An 18,068-nucleotide genomic window follows, 5' to 3' on the forward strand; every position below is an offset into this window, starting at 1 on the left:
GTTCAGGCCAGGAGGCCACGTCCGGCTGCTGTGCGCACCGGCTTCATCATCAAATCCACTCCTTATGCAATCATCCGGGTGGCGCCATCGCGCGCGCTGCCGTATCCAAACCGAGACGACGCATGTCGGGAAACGACTTAGCCCTATGGGAGCACTGCATCAATCAATTGAAGGCCGAGTTGACATCCGCCGAGTTCAACACCTGGATCCTGCCCCTGCAAGCGCGCGTGGATGGCTCATTGCTCAGGTTGTTAGCGCCGAATCGGTTCGTGCTCGACTGGATCCGCAAGCATTATGCCGATCGTCTGCGCGAACTCTGTACGCGCCACAGTCAAGGCGAGGTCTCTGAACTTTATTTCGAGGTTGGCGAGTTTGGTGCAGAGAAAGGACAGGGTGCCCGCTCGAAGTCCAGTGTGATCGGCTCGGATCTGGCCGATCGGCGCGCGACGGCCAATCTGAACGCCGACTTCAATTTTGAGACCTTCGTCGAGGGCAAGTCCAACCAGTTGGCACGCGCGGCTTCGATCCAAATCGCGCGTAACCCGGGCGGAACCTACAATCCGCTGTTCATCTATGGTGGGGTCGGGCTGGGCAAGACGCATCTGATGCACGCGGTCGGCAATGGCATCCTCACCTCCAATCCAAGTGCGCGAGTCGTCTATCTGCACTCCGAGCGTTTCGTCGCCGAGATGATCAAGGCCCTGCAGCACAACCGCATCGAGGAGTTCAAGAAGACCTATCGCTCGGTCAACGCGCTCCTGATCGACGATGTACAGTTCTTCGCCGGCAAGGAACGCTCACAAGAGGAATTCTTTCATACCTTTAATGCGCTCCTGGAGTCACGCCAACAGATCGTGCTGTCTAGTGACCGTTTTCCCAAGGAGGTGACTGGACTGGAGGAGCGTCTGCGCTCGCGTTTCGGCTGGGGTTTGACGGTGGCCATAGATCCGCCCGACCTGGAGACCAGAGTGGCCATCTTGCACTGTAAGGCCAGTCAGCTCGGCGTCGAACTGCCTGAGGACGTGGCCTTTTTCGTCGGGCGGTGTATCCGTTCCAACATCCGCGAACTCGAGGGGGCGCTCAGACGTCTGGTGGCTAATGCCCACTTCACCGGCAAACCCATTACCTTGGAGTTTGCGAAGCAGGCGCTGCGTGATGTGCTCATCGCTCAGGACAGGCAGGTCAGTCTGGAGAACATTCAGCGCACGGTCGCCGACTACTACAAGTTGCGCACCTCCGATCTGCTCTCAACCAAGCGTAGTCGCTCGCTGGCACGTCCGCGCCAAATGGCCATGGCGCTCGCCAAGGAGCTCACCAAGCATAGTCTGCCCGAGATCGGTCAGGCATTCGGAGGCCGCGATCACACTACGGTTCTGCATGCCACCCGCAAGATCAAGAGCCTGCGTGAAAGCGATGCGACGATCGAGGAAGACTACCGCAGCCTATTAAGAATGCTGACGTTGTAGAACACTCCAGCCAACCAAATCCGATGCACCCCCATCCCTCTGAGTCGATGACTAGCTTACCAAGCCAGCGCTAGTCATCTCGGCGAGAATCATGGAGCCCCTGATGGAATTCATTGTCAACCGAGAAACCGTCCTGCCTGCGCTCAATAAGGTGACCGGCGTCGTTGATCGGCGCCAGACCCTGCCGATCCTAGGTCATTTGCTCGTCGTGGCCCGCGACGGGCGCGTCAGCCTCACAGGGACAGATTTGGAGGTCGAGGTCAAGACCAGCTTCGAGGCCGAGATCTTGCAAGAGGGCGAGACCACGATCCCAGCCCGCAAGCTGTTCGACATCTGTCGCCAGCTGAGCGAGGGCGCCGAGATCCGGTTTCGCCTCAGGGATGAGCGCTGTGTCATCACCGCAGGGCGCGGACGCTTTACGCTTGGACAGCTACCGGCGACCGACTTCCCGATCATGGATCTCCCGGCAGACGGTTTCGACTTTCAGATCCAGGAAGGCCAGCTCAAGCACGTGCTCGACAAGACGGCCTTTGCCATGGCGCAACAGGATGTCCGTTACTATCTGAATGGTCTGCTGCTGGAACTAAAGGCAGACGCCCTGATCGCGGTGGCGACGGATGGACACCGGCTGGCCAAGTTCGTTACGCCGCTCGATCTGGCGCTGGACACTGAGCGTCAGGGGATCGTGCCCAGCAAGACCGTGATGGAGCTTAAGCGTCAGCTGGGCGGATCGGATGCCCCGGTCGCACTCCGTCTCAGCGAGCGCAGTCTGCGCGTGGTGGTCGGCACCATGACCCTGACCTCCAAACTCATCGATGGTCGCTACCCTGACTATGAGCGCGTGATTCCAGGCCGTGATGGGGGTATGGCCATCGTCGAGAAGGATGCCTTAAGACGCGCGCTCTCACGCGTCTCGATCTTCTCGAACGAAAAATATCGCGCCGTGCGTCTGGACTTCGAACCAGGCAGGCTCAAACTGCTGGCGCACAATCCCGAGCAGGAAGAGGCCGAGGAAGAGATCGAGCTCGATTACGCGGGCGAGCCAATCTCGATTGGTTTCAATGTCGCCTATCTCATGGACGTGCTTGGCGCCATCGATGCGCCAGCGGTCAGCCTCTATTTTCAGGATGCCAACAGTAGCTCGCTCTGGCGCGGCGCAGACAGCGAGAGCGAGACCTTTGTCGTCATGCCGATGCGACTGTGATCCGCATACATGCACGGACGCGAATATCCTGATCCAGTCGATCTGAAGTCAGGTTCCGACATGGAACACTTCAACATCGTTGCAGAGTCGCCCAGTCCAGCGTTTCAGGGGTCAGGCCCGATGTTTCACGTGGAACATTCGGGCCTGACCCCTGACCCTGGTCTGCGCTCACTTCGGATCAAGTCGCTACGCAACATCCGACAGCTCGATCTCGCCATCGATACGCGGACACTGCTGCTGACAGGGGCCAATGGTGCCGGCAAGACCAGTGTCCTGGAAGCCATCTATCTACTGGCGCGCGGGCGGACCTTCCGTGGAACCAAGTCCGGGCCGCTTACTACTCAAGGCGAGCCATATACCCGTGTTGAGGGTGTCTATCAGGCGTCTGGCTATGACAGGATTCGCCTCCGCTATGTCAAGGAAGGCGCCACGGCTGCACGTGACATCCATCCGCCGCTATGGATGGAGACCGGGGACGCCGATTGGCGTTCACCCTTGCAGGTCAAGCTGATCGGCGAAAACGCGCAGATCCTGCTCGAGGGCGACCCAAGTCTGAGACGTCGTTTCCTGGACTGGAATGTGTTCCACGTGGAACACCGTTTCGCTCAGATCCACAGGGATTTCACGCGCGTCTTGATGCAGCGCAATGCGGCCATTCGGTCTGGTGGCGGCCAACAGGGGCTCTGGGATCGCAGTTTCATCGCACTGGCCGAATCCATAGATCGCCGACGTGCCGCATTCCATGCCGAATGGCGTGCGTACTTTCGGGCGCTGTGTGATGACTATCCGTTTTTGCAAGGGGCCGATCTGCGCTATCGACGCGGTTGGCCAGATGGCTGGGAGCTCGGCGAGACCCTAGCATCACTGGCCGATCAGGAGTTGGCGCGCGGCTATACCCTGGCCGGTCCGTCACGTGCCGACTTTTGTGTCGACTGGGGGGAGGGTAGACGCGGCTTTTCGCGCGGACAGGCCAAGATTGTGGTCGCGCTACTGCAGCTCGCGGCTGAACGTGTCCATCGTGCGCATGGGCGTGAGCCGGTCATCTGGCTGCTCGATGACCTCGAAGCCGAGCTGGACCGCACCATGGCTGAGCGCTTGTGGAGCGCCTTTGGTTCCACGGGCAATCAGGTCATCGCCACGCGCGTGGCGAACGATGGCGATCCTGGAATCTTTGGTGGTACGGAGTCGCTGACGATGTTCCACGTGGAACATTCCGGCTGAGACGACTTGAGTCCGGAAACACGCCTGGCTTTGCGATCTGACGACGTTCCACGTGGAACATTTTCAGTGAAACCTCGAGTCAAGAACGCTCAACCCACCCGGATCCGGTCTCCATAGCCGGTCATTTCCAGATAGCCGCGCCCGATCTCGCGTTCGTCCTCGAACCCACGTACCGCGCCCTCCCAATAAATGGTTCCCGTCGAGCGACGGCTGTCGAGTTCCTGGTCGTCCATCAGCGGCTGGAGGCGGTAGCGACGCTCACCGATACCCAGATCCCATTCGATCGGGTATTCGATCCCAGTGCGTGGCGACCGCCAGCGCCGCCGCGGGAACCAGGTGACCTGCTTAGGTCCGAGCGACTGGGTTCGACCATCGCTCAAGCGTCGGGTAGCGCTCGCCCAGAGCGCCGTGCCGTCGGGACGGCGCATCCGAAAGGCCATGAGGGCGTCACCATCGTCCAGGTTCAGACCGACCCAGTCCCAACCCTCGGCCTCTTCGGGGCTGTAGGCACTCGACCATTCATGATCCATCCAGGCGCGCCCGCTGACCGTCCGACGCTGACCCTCCAACGTCACCTGGCCATCGACCCGCAACTGAGGCCGGCTGTAGTAATAGCTGGAATGCAGCGGGTCCGGCGCCTTGCGACTAAAGCCCTGGTCGCCGTTGAGCATGGGGGGTCCAGTGAAGACGAGTCTGAGGTCATAGTCAAAGTCCTCGGCGTTCACGCGGGCAGCATAGTGGTCCTCCATCTGCTCGAACGACCAGTCATGGATCCAGACGTGCGCCCGATCCGTGCTGTATCCGGCGCGCTCGAAGCCTGTACGGGCGGCACGCTGAGCGTGACGCAAGCGACCCAATCGCGGATCGGCGATGGCGGCATGCGCCAGCAGCAGCTGGCGTGGGGCAAAGGCGCTCGGGTTGTCCTCACCGATGCCAGTGCGCACGCGAAAGAAGGTGATCTGAAAGCCGAACGGATCGCCGTCCGCCTCGATCCAACCGGTCACATACCACCATTCGGTGCGAAATCCCGGGTGGCCTCCCTCGTCGTTCGGGAAGCGAAGGACGCGACCGGGGAGCACGGCGTCGAAATTGACCTCCGGTTTAGTCTCTGCGCCGACGTTTTTAGCGGTCGGCTCAGTCGCCGCCAGGAGGGGGGTCAGGGGTAGGCTGGCCAGGGCCAGCAGAGAGGTCCGTCGCTGCATCACCAATCCTCACGCACCGCCAGCACGGCGTCCTGGCGCATCGCCTGCCGGCCTGCGAGCACGGCGGACAGACTGGCCAAGACGGCAAGCGTGCCCGCAAATACCAGGAGTGAGCGCCAGGGGATGCTCAGATCCATGCTCCAGTGAAAGCTTTGACGATTCACGACCTGGATCAGAATCCAGGCGATGGCGCCGCCAACCGCCAGCCCGCCGAGTATGCCGACACCAGCCACCAGGCTGCCTTCGAGGGCGAGTAGACCCCCGATCTGGCCGCGCGTCAGCCCCAGGTGGCGCAGTAGACCGAACTCCCGGCGGCGCGCGGCCGCGAGCGCCGCAAAGCTGGCCGCCACACCCGCCAGCCCGATGACGACGGCCGCCGCCTCCAGGACATAGGTCACGGCGAAGGTGCGATCGAAGATCCGCAGACTGATGGCGCGAATCTCGCCCGGGGCCGTGACCTCCAGCGCCCCCGAACCAGCCGCTGCCTTGAGCGCCTTGGCCAGGCTGAACGCATCGGTGCCCGGCGCCAGCCAGATGGCGGCATCCTGTACTGAGCGATCGCCGGTCAGACGGCGGTAATCGGTAAGATCCAGCATGAGACTGCCGGTCTGGCGCGCATAGTCACGCCAGACCCCGGCGACCCTGACCGGCACCTCGGATCCGGACAGCGGAAGACGAACACGATCACCCGGACGCCAACCCTGGAGGTCATGCAGTGCCTCGGAGATCCAGATCGCCGTCTCGCCTTCGGCCACCGCTTGGGCCGAACCGACCAGCGGGAGTTCGTGTCCATCGGGTGACACGGGCCGAGCCAGCAGGGCGACCGGCGGTCGGCCGGGGACCAATCGCAGGCTGTCATGGCGGGTGAACTCGATATGGGCCACGCCAGGCACATCCGCAAGTCGCCGCTGGAGCGCCTCGTCCAGGACACCGCCGCTCTGAGTGCGCCCGGCGCGCAGATAGAGGTCAGCCGACAGGATCTGGTCGAGCCAGACCTCGACCGAGTCGCGCAGTGAGTTGACCATGATCGCCATAGCGACCACCAGGGCCACGCCGGCGAGAACGCCCGCGGCGGCGACCGCCCCCATCCCCGGGACGGCCCGCAACCGGGCGACGGCCAGCCGTACCGGGACAGGTCCCCACAGCGGCAAGACTCGACCGAGTCCGGAGGCGAGCAGCGGCAGCCACAGGAGGCTTCCTACCAGGAGACCGAAGATAGCCAGATAGCCCCCGATCGGCAGCCCCAGGAACGGCGGCAGGGTGCAGAGTGGCAGACTGGCAATCATCAAGGCGAGTCCGAGCCTGGGGTGTCCGCGTCGCGGCGACAGGGCCGAATCGCCACCAGACTTAAGTGCCTGGGCCGGCGCGATCCTGGAGGCTTCACGTGCCGGTAGCCAGGCCCCGGCCACACCGGCCCCCACGCCGAGCAGGATATACAACCCACTGGTCCAGGGATCGAAGCTCAGGGTCGGCGACAGGCCGGCAAAGAATCCGGCACCCAGATCGCCACCGAGGAGTTCGAGCAGGGCGAAGGCGACCCCATGCCCGAGCGCTACACCGACCACGCCCCCCAGGAGTCCCACGAGCGCCCCTTCCGCCAGCAGCCAGACAAAGAGCTGACGGCGCCTCAGCCCGATGGCGCGCAGGAACGCCAGTTCGGTATGCCGGCGAACGACCGACAGCGCCTGCGCCGAGAAGACCAAGAACGCCCCCGTCACCAAGCCCATGACCGCCAGAAGACCGAGATTGACCCGATAGGCGCGCGAGAGATTCGCCGCCTGACCCTCGGCCGTCTCTGGGACCTCCAGCCACACACCCGCCGGCAGGAGCGGTGCCAGTGCGGCACGGGCCGTCTGGACGTCGAGTCCCTCGACCAGCTTCAAATCGATGCGCGTCAGCCGCCCGAACTGAGCGAAGTGCCTCTGAACCGCCGCGATATCCATGACCGCGAGCTGGCGATCTTCGGCAGCTCCCGGCATATCGCCGGCCACCCGGAGCTCCAATGGCTGGGAACCGGCATAGACGCGCAGCCGCTCGCCGGGTCTGACGGCGAGGGCCGTCTGAGCGGCGGCACTGAGAAAGAGGCTGTCCTCGGCCAGCACAGCGCGACGCGACTCGGACTCGGCTCGATCCGCAGACCTCGCCGGACGCGCCAGGAGCGCGGGCGTGACGGCGGCGGCCGCGAACGGATCCAAACCCAGGATATGGAGCCTATCCGTGGTGCCGAGACGCTCGGTCCAGACCTCCAGAACCGGACTGGCCTGTGCGACCTCGGGGCGTGTCGCCAGGTGCGCATAGAGCGCCTCGTCGAAGCCGGTGCGCGGACCCAAGACCTGGAGGTCGGCGGCGCCGGCCAGGGTGCGCAGACCGCGACCGAACTCAGCGAGTGCAGCCTGATTGACGGCGTGCACGGCCATACCGAGCGCCACACCCAGCACAATGGCGGCGAAAGACAGGAGGGTCGCGGCGCGCCGCCGCCCCAGCGAGCCGAGAAATACCGGTGCCAGTCTCATGCGTGCAAGCCCTCGGGCGTGAGCTGCAACACGCGATCGGTACCCTTGGCCGCCTCTGGCGAGTGCGTGACCAGGATCCCCATCGCCCCTGAGTCCCGAATGCGCTCACCCAGCAGCTTCAGCACGCGGGCGGCATTGGCCGGATCCAGGTTGCCCGTGGGCTCATCGGCCAAGATCAGGCGCGGGCGGTGCACCAGGGCGCGGGCGATGGCGACGCGCTGCATCTCGCCTCCAGACAGCTCGTGTGGCCAGCTCTCGGCGCGATCGCCCAAGCCCACGGCCTCCAGGAGTGAATCGGCCTGACGCTCCGCGCGCCGACCGCCCTGACCCTTGAGCCAGAGCGGCAAGGCGACATTCTGACGCAGGGTGAGATGGGGCAGGATATGGAACGCCTGAAACACAAAGCCGAGTTTGTCGCGCCTCAGCCGGGTCAGGGCGTCCTCGTCGAGCCTCGCATAGTCCTCGCCGTCGAGCACCAGACGTCCGCGATCAGGTCGGTCCAGGCCAGCGATCAGATTCAGCAGCGTCGACTTGCCGACGCCGGACTCACCGACGATGGCGACATATTCGCCCGGTTCTAGACACAGTGAGATGGACTGAAGGACCAAGCGACCGTCGAACCGGCGACACAGGTTGGAGATTTCGAGCATGGAGGCCAGGAAACCAAGGCGATTGGAGGCACTGGGCCATATGTCGCCTAGGGTGGTATCACAATAAGGCAACAACAAGACCACCAGGATTTGCCGCTGCCCTTTTAGCAGCGTGCTAACCTGTTGCTCGTTACATAACGCAAGCGGTCGCCCGCAGCGCCATGGAACCCGAGATCCCGCGCAGCGGGTATGGTGAGTCCGGTCATCGAGCATGCAGCGACTGAACGCCCGAAAGCCGCCTGAGGTCTGCGCACCTGACAGGTCGACTCATTCAGGCCGGAGTAGCCCAGCTTGTTCACGTTTAGGTGTCAAGATGTTCAGCGGAAATTCAGCTTGCCGGATCAGACTACGCATCGCTTGGTCAAGCATCTGGTCAACGAGACCCGGGTCATCACCATGACGCCTATCACTCATCTGTCATGCATCCTCATCAGTGTGCTGGCCTTCAATGCCTCGGTTCTGGGCGATCACCTGGATCACGACAGCGTCAAACGCCTATGTGATGAGGGCCGTATCCTATCGATGTCTGAGCTGATGAGACGGACCGCACGGATTCAGCCGGGTCAGTGGCTTGAGGCTGAGCTGGATCGAGTGCATGGGCGCTATGTCTACGAGATTCGCATCCTCGAACCATCCGGTCGAATCCACAAACTCGAACTCGATGCCGTCAGCGGCGCCCTGATCAAATTGGGGCACGACAACTGAGTGGGAGAGACATCCGTATGCGTTTGTTACTGGTCGAAGACGATCCCGCACAGATCACGGCCTTGTTTCCGGCCCTGAACGCCGCCGGCTTCGCGGTCGATCAGGCCCAGGACGGTGTGATCGGCGAGCGCCTGGGCGAGACCGAACCCTATGACGTCGTCGTTCTCGATCTCGGTTTGCCCAAACGCCCTGGCCTGGAGGTGCTAAGACACTGGCGCGCCGGTGGTCTGGCCATGCCGGTGCTGATCCTGACCGCGCGCGATGCCTGGCATGAGCGTGTCGATGGACTTAAGGCCGGCGCCGACGACTACCTGGGAAAACCGTTCTATGTCGAGGAACTGATCGCGCGTCTCAACGCCCTGACGCGGCGTGCGGCGGGCAACCTGCGCCCAGCGCTTGCCGTCGGCGGTCTGTCGCTCGACGAGGAGAGACAACAGGTCATTCGCCCCGACGGCGAGAGGCGTGAACTGACCGGAATCGAGTTTCGTTTGTTGCGCTATCTGATGCTCAATCCAGGGCGTATCCTGTCGAAGGCTCAGCTCCTGGAGCATGTCTATGAGCTGGAGGCCGAACGCAGCGACAATCTAATCGAGGTCTACATCCGGCGCCTGCGCGCGAAGATCGGCCGCGATCACATCCAGACCCTGCGTGGCCAGGGCTATCTACTAAAACGATGACATCGCTCGAAGGCCGACTCAGCCTGGGGCTGGCGCTCAGTCTGGCGCTGCTGATCGGGGGCGCCTGGTGGCTCGGGCATGCTGCCCTGCACCATACCGCCAATGCCTTTGTGCTCTCGCGTCTGGAACACGACGCCGAGGGACTGCTCGGCGCGCTCAGCTTCGATGCACAGGGTACCCCGCGTCTGGAATCACCGCGCCTGACGCCCGTCTATGAACAACCCTATTCGGGACGTAACTGTTCAGGTTCCCCATAAAAGAGTCTCTGATCGTCACTGTTTAGCCCGCCTGAACCGCGATACCAAACCGGTATGCGAGCGGATCGAGGCGCCCGAGCCGGTCCGCAGCTGCTAGCCCGAGTCTGAGATCGCCGCCAATGCAACGTCAACCCCGAGGAACTCGGCAAACTGGGACTGAGCGCCGACTGACCAAGCGCGGCCAGCGCCTGCGCCTTGCCATGCCCGAAACGATGTTCGGCGTCGGCTGGACTCAGTGACCAGCGCACGGCGAGCAGCGTCAGCAGGGAGGTCATGGCATCCATGGCTGAGTCCATCAGGACGCCAGGACTGTGATGGACCCCGTCATCCCCCAGGCAATGAGCTTGACCAGGATCAGCAGGCCGGCCGTGAACACCGAGGCGTGGGTCGCCAAACGCAACAGCCTGGCGGTTTCGACGGACGTCGCTGGTTCGCATGGTTCAATGGACATACTCAATCCTTCCAACGTCCGAATCCAGGGATCTCGACCAGACGCTCGTCGAAGATCCCGGCCTCGGCGCCGATGTGACAATGGTTGCACTGACTGAAGCTGCCGACCTCGGGGTTGTCCGTGACCAATGACCCCGGGATCCGGTGGTGCTTGCGGATGAAATAGGGCGTCGCGGTGATACGCGGCAGCTCGGTGTCAGAACCCGCTGGATCGGGTACGGCAAAGGCCCGCTCGCGGATTCTGGCCGATCGGTCGGCGGCATTGGTCATCAGATAGGTCCGCAACTCGGCGACCAGGTCATCCGGCAGCGAGGTGTCATCGCCATAGTGATCGGCGAGTGACTCGGGCGCCAGGATCCGGTCCCAGGACGCCGCCGGCAGGACCCCGGGCGGATAGGCCAGGTGGCAGGAACCACACTCCTCAAGATAGGCCGGCTGAGTGGCTGGAGCGATGTTTGGAAACAGCCGTAGCAGCCAGGGGCGCCCATCCTGGGGCGCGTCCTCTGTGGCTGCCAAGGCGGCGCCGGTCGCGACGAGCAGCAGCCCCGCCAGTACAGGTCGCGGAATGGAAGGGCGGATAGGCATGGTGTCTGTTCTCCGGGTCGCCTGAGGCATTCATTCCAGTCCTTGCCGCTTGTAGCCGCTGATCATGGCCGCGATCAGGTTCTCGCGATGTAACCAGCTCGAGACCAACACCCCGGCCACATGGATCAGGATCAGGCCGAGCGTGAGATTGGCGAGCACCTCATGGGTCTCTTCTAGGACCTCGCCCCAGAATGCCGGCACTCCCCGCATCACCCCGGCCAGCGGACCGGCGAACTCCTCAGCACCATAGAGCGCCAGACCGCTGATGCCGGTCGCAGCGAGTGCAATCAGGAGCAGCAGGATCATGGCCCCGCCGGCCGGGTTGTGCCCCAGATAACGCGGCGCGCGCCGACTCAGGACAGCGCGCAGATAGGCCAGCACTGCCCGCGGACCGCGCACGAAGTCGCTGAAGCGGGCATGGCGCGTGCCGATCAGACCCCACACCAGACGCACAGCGACGAGGGCGAGCACCAGATAACCGGCCCAGACATGGACGCCGAGCAGGTCATCCTCGAGGATGAAGGCGGTGGCGAAGGCGCCCACCAGCGACCAGTGGAACACACGCACCAACGGATCCCAGACGCGAATCCGCTCGGGTGTCTCCAGTCCGGGACGATTGGGTTGGGTGGCGGTGTCGTTCGGATAGTCGTTCGGCATGGTTCGATTCTCCGTGGAGAATTAAGTTGGTTTGTCGGTTCGGACGTATCGAGGCGCCCTAAAGCGGCAGATTAACCACGGACACCTGACCAAAGGCTGGCAACCGCTGTCAGCCTCTTGTCAGGCAGCCCTCCGTAAGCTGTCGGCACGGCCTGACCCAGCCGGCGGAAACCCCGACCAGCACCAGGCTGAGCGATCACCCACGGAGAACCGACCGATGAAACGACACCTCGCCACAGTCCTGCTCAGTGCCAGCGCCCTGATCCTGCCGGCCAGGCTCTGGGCCGCCGATCCAGCCGCCGGTGCGGCGGCCTGGATCAAGGAATATCCCCAAGCCGATGGCTCTGCAGCGCGTAGCTGTGCCACCTGTCATGGTCGCGACCTGACCCAGCCCGGACGCCAGGTCAACACCGGCAAGGTCATCGAACCCATGGCGCCCTCAGTCAATCCGCAGCGCCTCAGCGATCCGGCCAAGGTCGAGAAATGGTTGACCCGCAACTGTCGCTGGACCCTGGGGCGCGAGTGCAGCGTCGATGAAAAGGCCGATTTCATCGCCTACATCAAGACTCAATGACATCGAGCCCAATGTGCTGGAGAATCGATCCATGAACCCGTTTCCATTGAAATCCGTCCTGACCCTTCTGCTCACCGGGGCGCTGGTCATGGGCACGGCCCATCTGGCACTTGCCGATAACGATGACGGTGATGAAGAGGATGAACGCGAAGAAGGCCGCTGGTTCGAGTCGCACCGAGCACTGGGGCCGGTCGACAATGCCACCTATACCCAGGAGTGCGGCTCCTGCCACCTGGCCTACCCGCCGGGCCTGCTCCCGGCACAAGACTGGGCGCAGATCATGACGCCGGAGGCGTTGGCCAATCATTATGGTGACGATGCCAGTCTGTCCGAGGCCGTGCGTTCTGAGATCAGCGCCTTCCTGGCGGCCAACGCCGGCGATGGGGCTTGGCAGAGGGACGCAACAAGCGGCCTCAGCCACGGGGACGCGCCCCCTGGCGACCTACCTCGCATCACGGCAACCGTCCAGTTTAGACGTGAGCACAAAGAGATCCCGGCCCGTCTGGTGACGGGTAACCCCGGGGTCAAGAGTTTCAGCCAGTGCAACGCCTGTCATCGCAAGGCCACCGAGGGCCAGTACGACGAACGCTGGATCGACATCCCGGGCTATGGCCCCTGGAGTGATTGAGCCTAGACCCCAGGCACCACACCATGACACCGACCGCCACACCGCGCGCTGTCCTCCTCATCGCCCTTCTGGGCCTGGTCAGCCTTCAGGTGACGGCCGACCCGGAGGCGGATCACGAGCGCGCGCGCGCGGCGCGTCTGCGCGGCGAGGTTCGACCGATCGCTGAGATCCTGCGCCAGATCGGCGCCCAGGTACCCGGCGAGGTGATCGGGATCGAACTTGAACGCGGGAGGCGCGCCGGCCAGCCGGTCTGGATCTATGAACTCAAGATCCTGACCGCCGACGGGCGGCGGTTGGAAGTCGAGGTCGATGCCCAGGATGGACGTATCCTGGAACTGGAGGACGATGACTGATGCGGCTACTGTTGGTGGAAGACGACGACCAGGTCGCCGAGACAGTGACGGCCGGTTTCACCGCCGCCGGTTTCCTGGTCGAGCGCGCACGCGACGGGCGCGAGGCCTGGTTCATGGGCGACACTGAACCCTATGCCGCCGCCATCCTGGATCTCGGGCTACCGGGACTCGATGGGCTCTCGGTCCTGCGCCAGTGGCGCGCCGCCGATCAGCGGCTGCCGGTCTTGATCCTGAGCGCGCGCGGCGACTGGACCGAGCGCGTCGAGGGGATCGAGGCCGGCGCCGACGACTATCTGCCCAAGCCTTTCCAGTTCGAGGAACTGCTTGCGCGCGTGCGGGCGCTGATCCGTCGCGCCGCCGGCCAGCCGGCGCCCGTGCTCGTCCATGGCCCCTTTAGGCTCGACACCCGGCGCCAGACCCTGAGCCGCGATGGGGTCCCCATCCATCTCTCGCCCCAGGAATACCGCCTGGTCAGCTATCTGATGCAGCAGGCCGGACGCGTCGTCTCGCAACAGGAGCTGACCGAGCAGCTCTATGCCCAGGACTTCGAGCGCGAGTCCAACGCGATCGAGGTCCTGGTCGGGCGGGTACGGCGCAAGCTGGGGGCCGAACTGATCCGGACCCGGCGCGGATTCGGCTATCTGGTTGAGACGGATGACGCCTCGTCGTCTTCATGATCGCGGGCCTTGGGGCCGGCATTGCATGAGACCCTGCTCGCTGCGGACACGGCTCTGGCTCGGCGCCCTGATCTCGATCACGCTGGCCATATTGATCGCCTGGATAGGTCTGGCCAATCTCTTCGAGCGCCATGTCGAGCGTCATCTCGGCTTTGAACTGGAGGTGCGGCTCAATCAGCTCGCCGCCGCCGTGGCGATCGCGCCCGATGGCGCGATCCGTCTCACCCAGGAGCCCCGGGATCCGAGCTTCGCTCAGCCCCTGAGCGGTCACTACTGGCAGATCGACCGTCCTGGTCGGCCCGGGGTCCTGCGTTCACGTTCGCTGTGGGACGAGGTGCTGGTCCTCCCCGATGACGGGCTCGCCCTAGGCCAGATCCACGCCCATCGCCTGCCCGGCCCGGGTGGACAGTCGCTCCTCGTACGCGAGCGGCGCATCCGGGTCGAGGCACGGCCCGAGCCGGTCGCGCTGCGCCTGATCCTGGCCCAGGACCGCGCCGAGCTGCGCGCCGCGCGCGCCAATTTCGCCGCCGATATGCGCCCCTATCTAGGTCTGATCGCGCTCCTGCTCCTGCTGGCCACACTGATCCAGATCCAGACCGGGCTTGCCCCCCTGGAGGCGCTGCGCCATGAGATCGGCGCCATCCGTACCGGTCGTGCCGCCCGGCTCACCGTCACGGATCCCGCCGAGGTCCGCCCGCTGATCGCCGAGATCAATGCCCTGCTGGAGGCGCGTGACCGCTCGGTCGAACGGGCGCGGGCCTGGATCGCCGACCTCGCCCATGGACTCAAGACCCCGCTTGGTGTGCTCGCCGCCGATGCCGAGCGGTTGCGCCAGGCCGGTCATCCCGACCTGGCCGCTGACCTGGACCAACTGGCCCTGACCATGCGTCGGCGCCTCGAACGCGAGCTGATCCGCGCCCGGGTGCGCGCTGGCCATCCGCCGCATGCCGCACGCGCCGAGGTCGTCGCAAGCCTCGAACGCCTGAGGCGCACCCTGGGGCGTACCCCCGCCGGCGAAGGGCTCGACTGGCGGATCCTCGCCCCCGAGGAGGTCGCCGTGGCCCTGATGGCGGAGGATCTGCTCGAACTGCTCGGTAATCTGCTGGAGAACGCGACCAAGTGGGCGCGCGAACGGGTCGAGATCCAGGTGTCGAGGCCGCTTGGGACCAGGCGACAGGTCGAGATCCGGATCGCCGACGATGGCCCCGGGGTGCCCCCGGAACACTGGCCAAGGCTTGGGGAGCGCGGTCTGCGGCTCGATGAGCGCGCGGCTGGAACTGGGCTCGGCTTGGCGATCGTGCGCGACCTGGTCGAGGCCTATGGGGGTACACTCGGCTTTGGACGCGCCGAGTTGGGCGGCCTGCTGGTGTGGGTCAGGTTGCCGGAGGCGACGGTCTGAGCAGGCGCTGCTTGAGCCCTAGTGCCCCAGCACGGCATCCACCTGCCTAGCGTCTCCACCCCTCGGACGCCTCATCGCCAAAGCCCCTGACAAGAGGCGCCACGCACCGACCCGGATCGACTGCCCCCCAACGCCGAGGATGAACGCCTGGGGCTCGCGCCAAAGGGATTGGACTCATACAACGACGAACACGGCCGAATATAATCGGACATCGATCCCGCATTGACCCTGGATGGCCCCTGATCCGTGACCACAGCAGGCAGCAACGGCTTGAGACCTCGCCTGTACCCCCTGGGTGATCGTGCCCTGCGGATTGTCTTCGGCGATCGGATTGATCCGGCGCTGAATCGACGGGTGTTGGCCTTGGCCACGGCGGTGGCGGACCTGCCCGGCATCAGCGATCGGGTGCCGGCCTATGCCAGCCTGACCCTGCATTATGATCCGGCTTACTGGACCCTTAAGGCGCTGGAAGAGGCCCTAGGACCCGCCCTGGCCGCGAGCGACGAGGCCCTAGCCTTGGAACCAGAACCGCGCCTGGTCACCCTCCCGGTGTGCTATGGCGGTGTGCATGGGCCGGATCTGGAGCAGGTCGCCCAGCATTGCCAACTCGACCCGGCCCAGGTGATCGCCTATCACACCGCGCCTGACTATTGGGTGTATTTCCTGGGGTTCATGCCCGGTTTCGCCTATCTGGGCGGCCTGGATCCGCGCCTGGCCACACCCCGGCTGGAGACACCCCGTCCCCAGGTACCGCCAGGGGCGGTAGGGATCGCGGGGCTCCAGACCGGGGTCTATCCCTTGGCCAGCCCGGGTGGCTGGCGACTCATCGGGCAGACCCCCCGGGTCCTATTCGATCCTCGGCGCCCGACCCCCTGTACCTTGATGCCGGGCGATCAGGTCCGCTTCGTGGCGATCGACGCCGACACCTTCGACCAGCTCAAACGGCAGAGCGACCCATGATCGTCGTGGAACAGCCTGGGCTTTACACCACCCTACAGGATCAGGGGCGCCCGGGGCTCCAGCACCTGGGGATCACCCCAGGTGGGGCGATGGATGGCTATGCGGCCTGGGTCGCCAATCGTCTGGTCGGGAATCCGGCCACGGCGGCGGTATTGGAGATCACCCTGATGGGCCCGAGGCTCGTCGTTGAACGGGGGAGCTGGATGGCGCTCACCGGTGCGGACCTCTCCGCCACACTCGATGGGGAGGAGCTGCCGACCTGGTGTCCGGTCTGGGTACCCGCAGGGGCGAGGCTCAATTTCGGAGAGGCGCGGCGCGGTTGCCGCGCCTATCTGGCGCTCGGCGGTGGTTTTATGGTCGATGCGATCCTCGGCAGTCGTGCTACAGATGTCCGTGCTGGCTTCGGCGGTTTGGATGGTCGACCAGTGCGGCGCGGTGACCATCTGCCCCTGGGGCCGAGCCCCTGGCCGGCACCGCGGATGCCTGCCCGGCCCTATGCGCCATCCTGGCGCGTGAACTGGATCCATGGCCTGGCGCTTGAGCCCCCCATCCGTCTGCGTCTGGTGCCAGACCATGACTGGTGGGCGCTGCCAAGCCAGGGGCGCGCTGACTTGGAGTCTGGGGTCTATCGCATAGATCCGGCGGCCGATCGCATGGGGTTGCGTCTCCAGGGGCCGGCACTGACCCTCCCTGAGGCCGGCGCACGGGTGTCGGCCGGTGTCACCCATGGCACCCTACAGTTACCGCCCGATGGACAGCCGATCCTGTTGGGGGTTGACCGCCAGACCGTGGGCGGTTATCCCGTCCTGGGGACGGTGGCGAGTGTCGATCATCCCTATTTGGCCCATCTGAAACCCGGCGATACCGTGCGGTTCGAGCCGATCACGGTGGCGCGCGCTCAGGCCCTGTATCGGCGCTCGCTCGCCGCGCTCCAACGTTTAGAGCTGGCCCTGGAGTCGTATCTACCGCCCACCTAGACCTAAAACGCATCGCCGTCATGCCGACCGACACCGACTACTGCATCGATCTCAATGTCGATATCGGCGAGGGGTTTGGCCCCTGGCGCCTGGGGCAGGACGCCGCGGTGCTCGAGTGGGTCACCTCGGCCAACATCGCCTGCGGCTGTCATGCTGGGGATCCGGATGTGATGGCAGAGACGGTCCAACTCGCCCTGGCGCATGGTGTGGCCCTGGGGGCCCATCCCTCGCTCCCGGATCGCCAAGGATTCGGGCGTCGGACCATGGGCTTGGCCCCCAAGGAGCTGGAGCATCTGGTGCTCTACCAGCTCGGTGCATTGGAGGCCTTTGTCCGTACCGCCGGGGGGCACCTGGCGCACGTCAAGCCCCACGGGGCCCTTTACCATCAGGCCGCAGCCGACCCCGAGCAGGCCCAGGCCATCGCCACGGCGGTGCGCGCCTTCGATCCATCCCTGATCCTGATTGGGCCACCTGGCTCGGCGCTCCTCCATGCCGCCGCCGCCGCCGGACTCGGATACGCATGCGAGGGCTTCGCCGATCGTCGTTACGAGCCCGATGGGACCCTGACCCCCCGCCGGCATCCCCAGTCCCTGATCCAGGATCCAGCCGAGGCGCTGTCCCAGGCGCTCCGGCTCATCGTGCACGGCGAGGTCATCGCCCGCGATGGGACCCTGGTCAAGCTACACGTCGATACCCTCTGCATTCACGGCGACAGCCCCCAGGCGCCTGCATACGCGCGTGCCCTGCGTCAGGGACTGGGCGCCCAGGGGATCGGGTTCCGTCCGGTCGCAGGACCCAGGGCGCGGCGACCCTGATCGATCCGGGATGGGCGCCCCCTGTTGGTGGGAGATCCCAGACCGGATGGGCCCTGGGCGGTCGGATCGGTGGCCCGCACCAAGACTGGGCTATATAG

The 18,068-nt window shown here is 64.7% G+C and carries 21 protein-coding genes; 14 read left to right on the plus strand and 7 right to left on the minus strand.

Features of this window, described 5'->3' with window-relative positions; all coding sequences use genetic code 11:
• The first annotated feature begins 122 nt into the window (after window positions 1-122).
• From dnaA to recF, 3 genes are all read left to right on the plus strand, one after another.
• Window positions 123-1,466, plus strand: a complete 1,344-nt coding sequence (gene dnaA, locus E6P07_RS12745) for a chromosomal replication initiator protein DnaA (protein WP_153975952.1) — start codon at window positions 123-125, stop codon at window positions 1,464-1,466.
• Window positions 1,467-1,569: 103 nt separating this feature from the next.
• Entirely contained in the window at window positions 1,570-2,670 is a 1,101-nt protein-coding gene (gene dnaN / locus E6P07_RS12750) for a DNA polymerase III subunit beta (protein WP_153975953.1), read from the plus strand.
• Window positions 2,671-2,799: 129 nt separating this feature from the next.
• Window positions 2,800-3,891 carry a DNA replication/repair protein RecF gene (gene recF / locus E6P07_RS12755; protein ID WP_211363127.1) on the plus strand — a complete coding sequence of 364 codons (1,092 nt, stop codon included), beginning with the start codon at window positions 2,800-2,802 and terminating at the stop codon, window positions 3,889-3,891.
• A gap of 89 nt (window positions 3,892-3,980) precedes the next feature.
• On the opposite strand, the gene E6P07_RS12760 is transcribed toward recF, so the two are convergent.
• From E6P07_RS12760 to E6P07_RS12770, 3 genes are read right to left on the minus strand one after another with little or no spacing between them, the layout of a single operon-like run.
• Window positions 3,981-5,093 (minus strand): lipocalin-like domain-containing protein, encoded by a 1,113-nt coding sequence (locus E6P07_RS12760; protein WP_153975955.1) that lies wholly within the window; start codon window positions 5,091-5,093, stop codon window positions 3,981-3,983.
• Window positions 5,093-7,606 (minus strand): ABC transporter permease, encoded by a 2,514-nt coding sequence (locus E6P07_RS12765; protein WP_153975956.1) that lies wholly within the window; start codon window positions 7,604-7,606, stop codon window positions 5,093-5,095. Before E6P07_RS12765 ends, E6P07_RS12760 begins: the two co-directional genes overlap by 1 nt.
• Entirely contained in the window at window positions 7,603-8,256 is a 654-nt protein-coding gene (locus E6P07_RS12770; RefSeq protein ID WP_153975957.1) for an ABC transporter ATP-binding protein, read from the minus strand. Before E6P07_RS12770 ends, E6P07_RS12765 begins: the two co-directional genes overlap by 4 nt.
• 333 nt (window positions 8,257-8,589) lie before the next feature.
• On the opposite strand from E6P07_RS12770, the gene E6P07_RS12775 reads away from it, so the two are divergent.
• From E6P07_RS12775 to E6P07_RS12785, 3 genes are read left to right on the plus strand one after another with little or no spacing between them, the layout of a single operon-like run.
• Window positions 8,590-8,961 (plus strand): PepSY domain-containing protein, encoded by a 372-nt coding sequence (locus tag E6P07_RS12775; RefSeq protein WP_153975958.1) that lies wholly within the window; start codon window positions 8,590-8,592, stop codon window positions 8,959-8,961.
• 17 nt (window positions 8,962-8,978) lie between these two features.
• Window positions 8,979-9,638, plus strand: coding sequence for a response regulator transcription factor (locus E6P07_RS12780; protein WP_153975959.1), 660 nt, complete (start codon window positions 8,979-8,981; stop codon window positions 9,636-9,638).
• The gene (locus E6P07_RS12785) at window positions 9,635-9,895 is read left to right on the plus strand and encodes a hypothetical protein (RefSeq protein WP_246172856.1); all 261 of its coding nucleotides are present in this window, start codon (window positions 9,635-9,637) and stop codon (window positions 9,893-9,895) included. The genes E6P07_RS12780 and E6P07_RS12785 overlap by 4 nt, the downstream gene beginning before the upstream one ends.
• On the opposite strand, the gene E6P07_RS14090 is transcribed toward E6P07_RS12785, so the two are convergent.
• From E6P07_RS14090 to E6P07_RS12800, 4 genes are read right to left on the minus strand one after another with little or no spacing between them, the layout of a single operon-like run.
• Window positions 9,862-10,191, minus strand: coding sequence for a cation efflux transmembrane domain-containing protein (locus E6P07_RS14090; RefSeq protein WP_343031234.1), 330 nt, complete (start codon window positions 10,189-10,191; stop codon window positions 9,862-9,864). The genes E6P07_RS12785 and E6P07_RS14090 overlap by 34 nt on opposite strands.
• Window positions 10,191-10,346 (minus strand): hypothetical protein, encoded by a 156-nt coding sequence (locus E6P07_RS14095; RefSeq protein WP_246172857.1) that lies wholly within the window; start codon window positions 10,344-10,346, stop codon window positions 10,191-10,193. The genes E6P07_RS14090 and E6P07_RS14095 overlap by 1 nt, the downstream gene beginning before the upstream one ends.
• Before the next feature lie 2 nt (window positions 10,347-10,348).
• Complete coding sequence (locus E6P07_RS12795; RefSeq protein ID WP_153975960.1) at window positions 10,349-10,930, minus strand: cytochrome C; 582 nt, start codon at window positions 10,928-10,930, stop codon at window positions 10,349-10,351.
• 30 nt (window positions 10,931-10,960) lie between these two features.
• A complete protein-coding gene (locus tag E6P07_RS12800; protein ID WP_153975961.1) occupies window positions 10,961-11,587 on the minus strand; it encodes a cytochrome b/b6 domain-containing protein in 627 nt (208 codons plus the stop codon).
• Window positions 11,588-11,804: 217 nt separating this feature from the next.
• Here E6P07_RS12800 and E6P07_RS12805 point away from each other — a divergent pair, with 217 nt between their 5' ends.
• The 8 genes from E6P07_RS12805 (at window position 11,805) to E6P07_RS12840 (ending at window position 17,970) form a co-directional block, all read left to right on the plus strand.
• Window positions 11,805-12,161, plus strand: coding sequence for a DUF1924 domain-containing protein (locus E6P07_RS12805; RefSeq protein WP_153975962.1), 357 nt, complete (start codon window positions 11,805-11,807; stop codon window positions 12,159-12,161).
• 31 nt (window positions 12,162-12,192) lie between these two features.
• On the plus strand, window positions 12,193-12,789 hold the full coding sequence (locus tag E6P07_RS12810) for a cytochrome C (RefSeq protein ID WP_153975963.1): 597 nt from the start codon (window positions 12,193-12,195) through the stop codon (window positions 12,787-12,789).
• 23 nt (window positions 12,790-12,812) lie between these two features.
• Window positions 12,813-13,142, plus strand: a complete 330-nt coding sequence (locus E6P07_RS12815; RefSeq protein WP_153975964.1) for a PepSY domain-containing protein — start codon at window positions 12,813-12,815, stop codon at window positions 13,140-13,142.
• Window positions 13,142-13,819, plus strand: coding sequence for a response regulator transcription factor (locus E6P07_RS12820; protein WP_153975965.1), 678 nt, complete (start codon window positions 13,142-13,144; stop codon window positions 13,817-13,819). Before E6P07_RS12815 ends, E6P07_RS12820 begins: the two co-directional genes overlap by 1 nt.
• A gap of 25 nt (window positions 13,820-13,844) precedes the next feature.
• Entirely contained in the window at window positions 13,845-15,218 is a 1,374-nt protein-coding gene (locus E6P07_RS12825; RefSeq protein WP_153975966.1) for a sensor histidine kinase, read from the plus strand.
• Between the two features lie 270 nt (window positions 15,219-15,488).
• Complete coding sequence (gene pxpB / locus E6P07_RS12830; RefSeq protein WP_153975967.1) at window positions 15,489-16,178, plus strand: 5-oxoprolinase subunit PxpB; 690 nt, start codon at window positions 15,489-15,491, stop codon at window positions 16,176-16,178.
• Window positions 16,175-17,155: a 5-oxoprolinase subunit C family protein gene (locus E6P07_RS12835; protein WP_153975968.1), complete on the plus strand. Its 981-nt coding sequence runs from the start codon at window positions 16,175-16,177 to the stop codon at window positions 17,153-17,155. The genes pxpB and E6P07_RS12835 overlap by 4 nt, the downstream gene beginning before the upstream one ends.
• A 20-nt stretch (window positions 17,156-17,175) precedes the next feature.
• A complete protein-coding gene (locus tag E6P07_RS12840) occupies window positions 17,176-17,970 on the plus strand; it encodes a LamB/YcsF family protein (protein ID WP_153975969.1) in 795 nt (264 codons plus the stop codon).
• Window positions 17,971-18,068: the final 98 nt, after the last annotated feature.

Origin of the sequence: Thermochromatium tepidum ATCC 43061 (genome assembly GCF_009664085.1) — a bacterium.
GTDB lineage: Bacteria > Pseudomonadota > Gammaproteobacteria > Chromatiales > Chromatiaceae > Thermochromatium > Thermochromatium tepidum.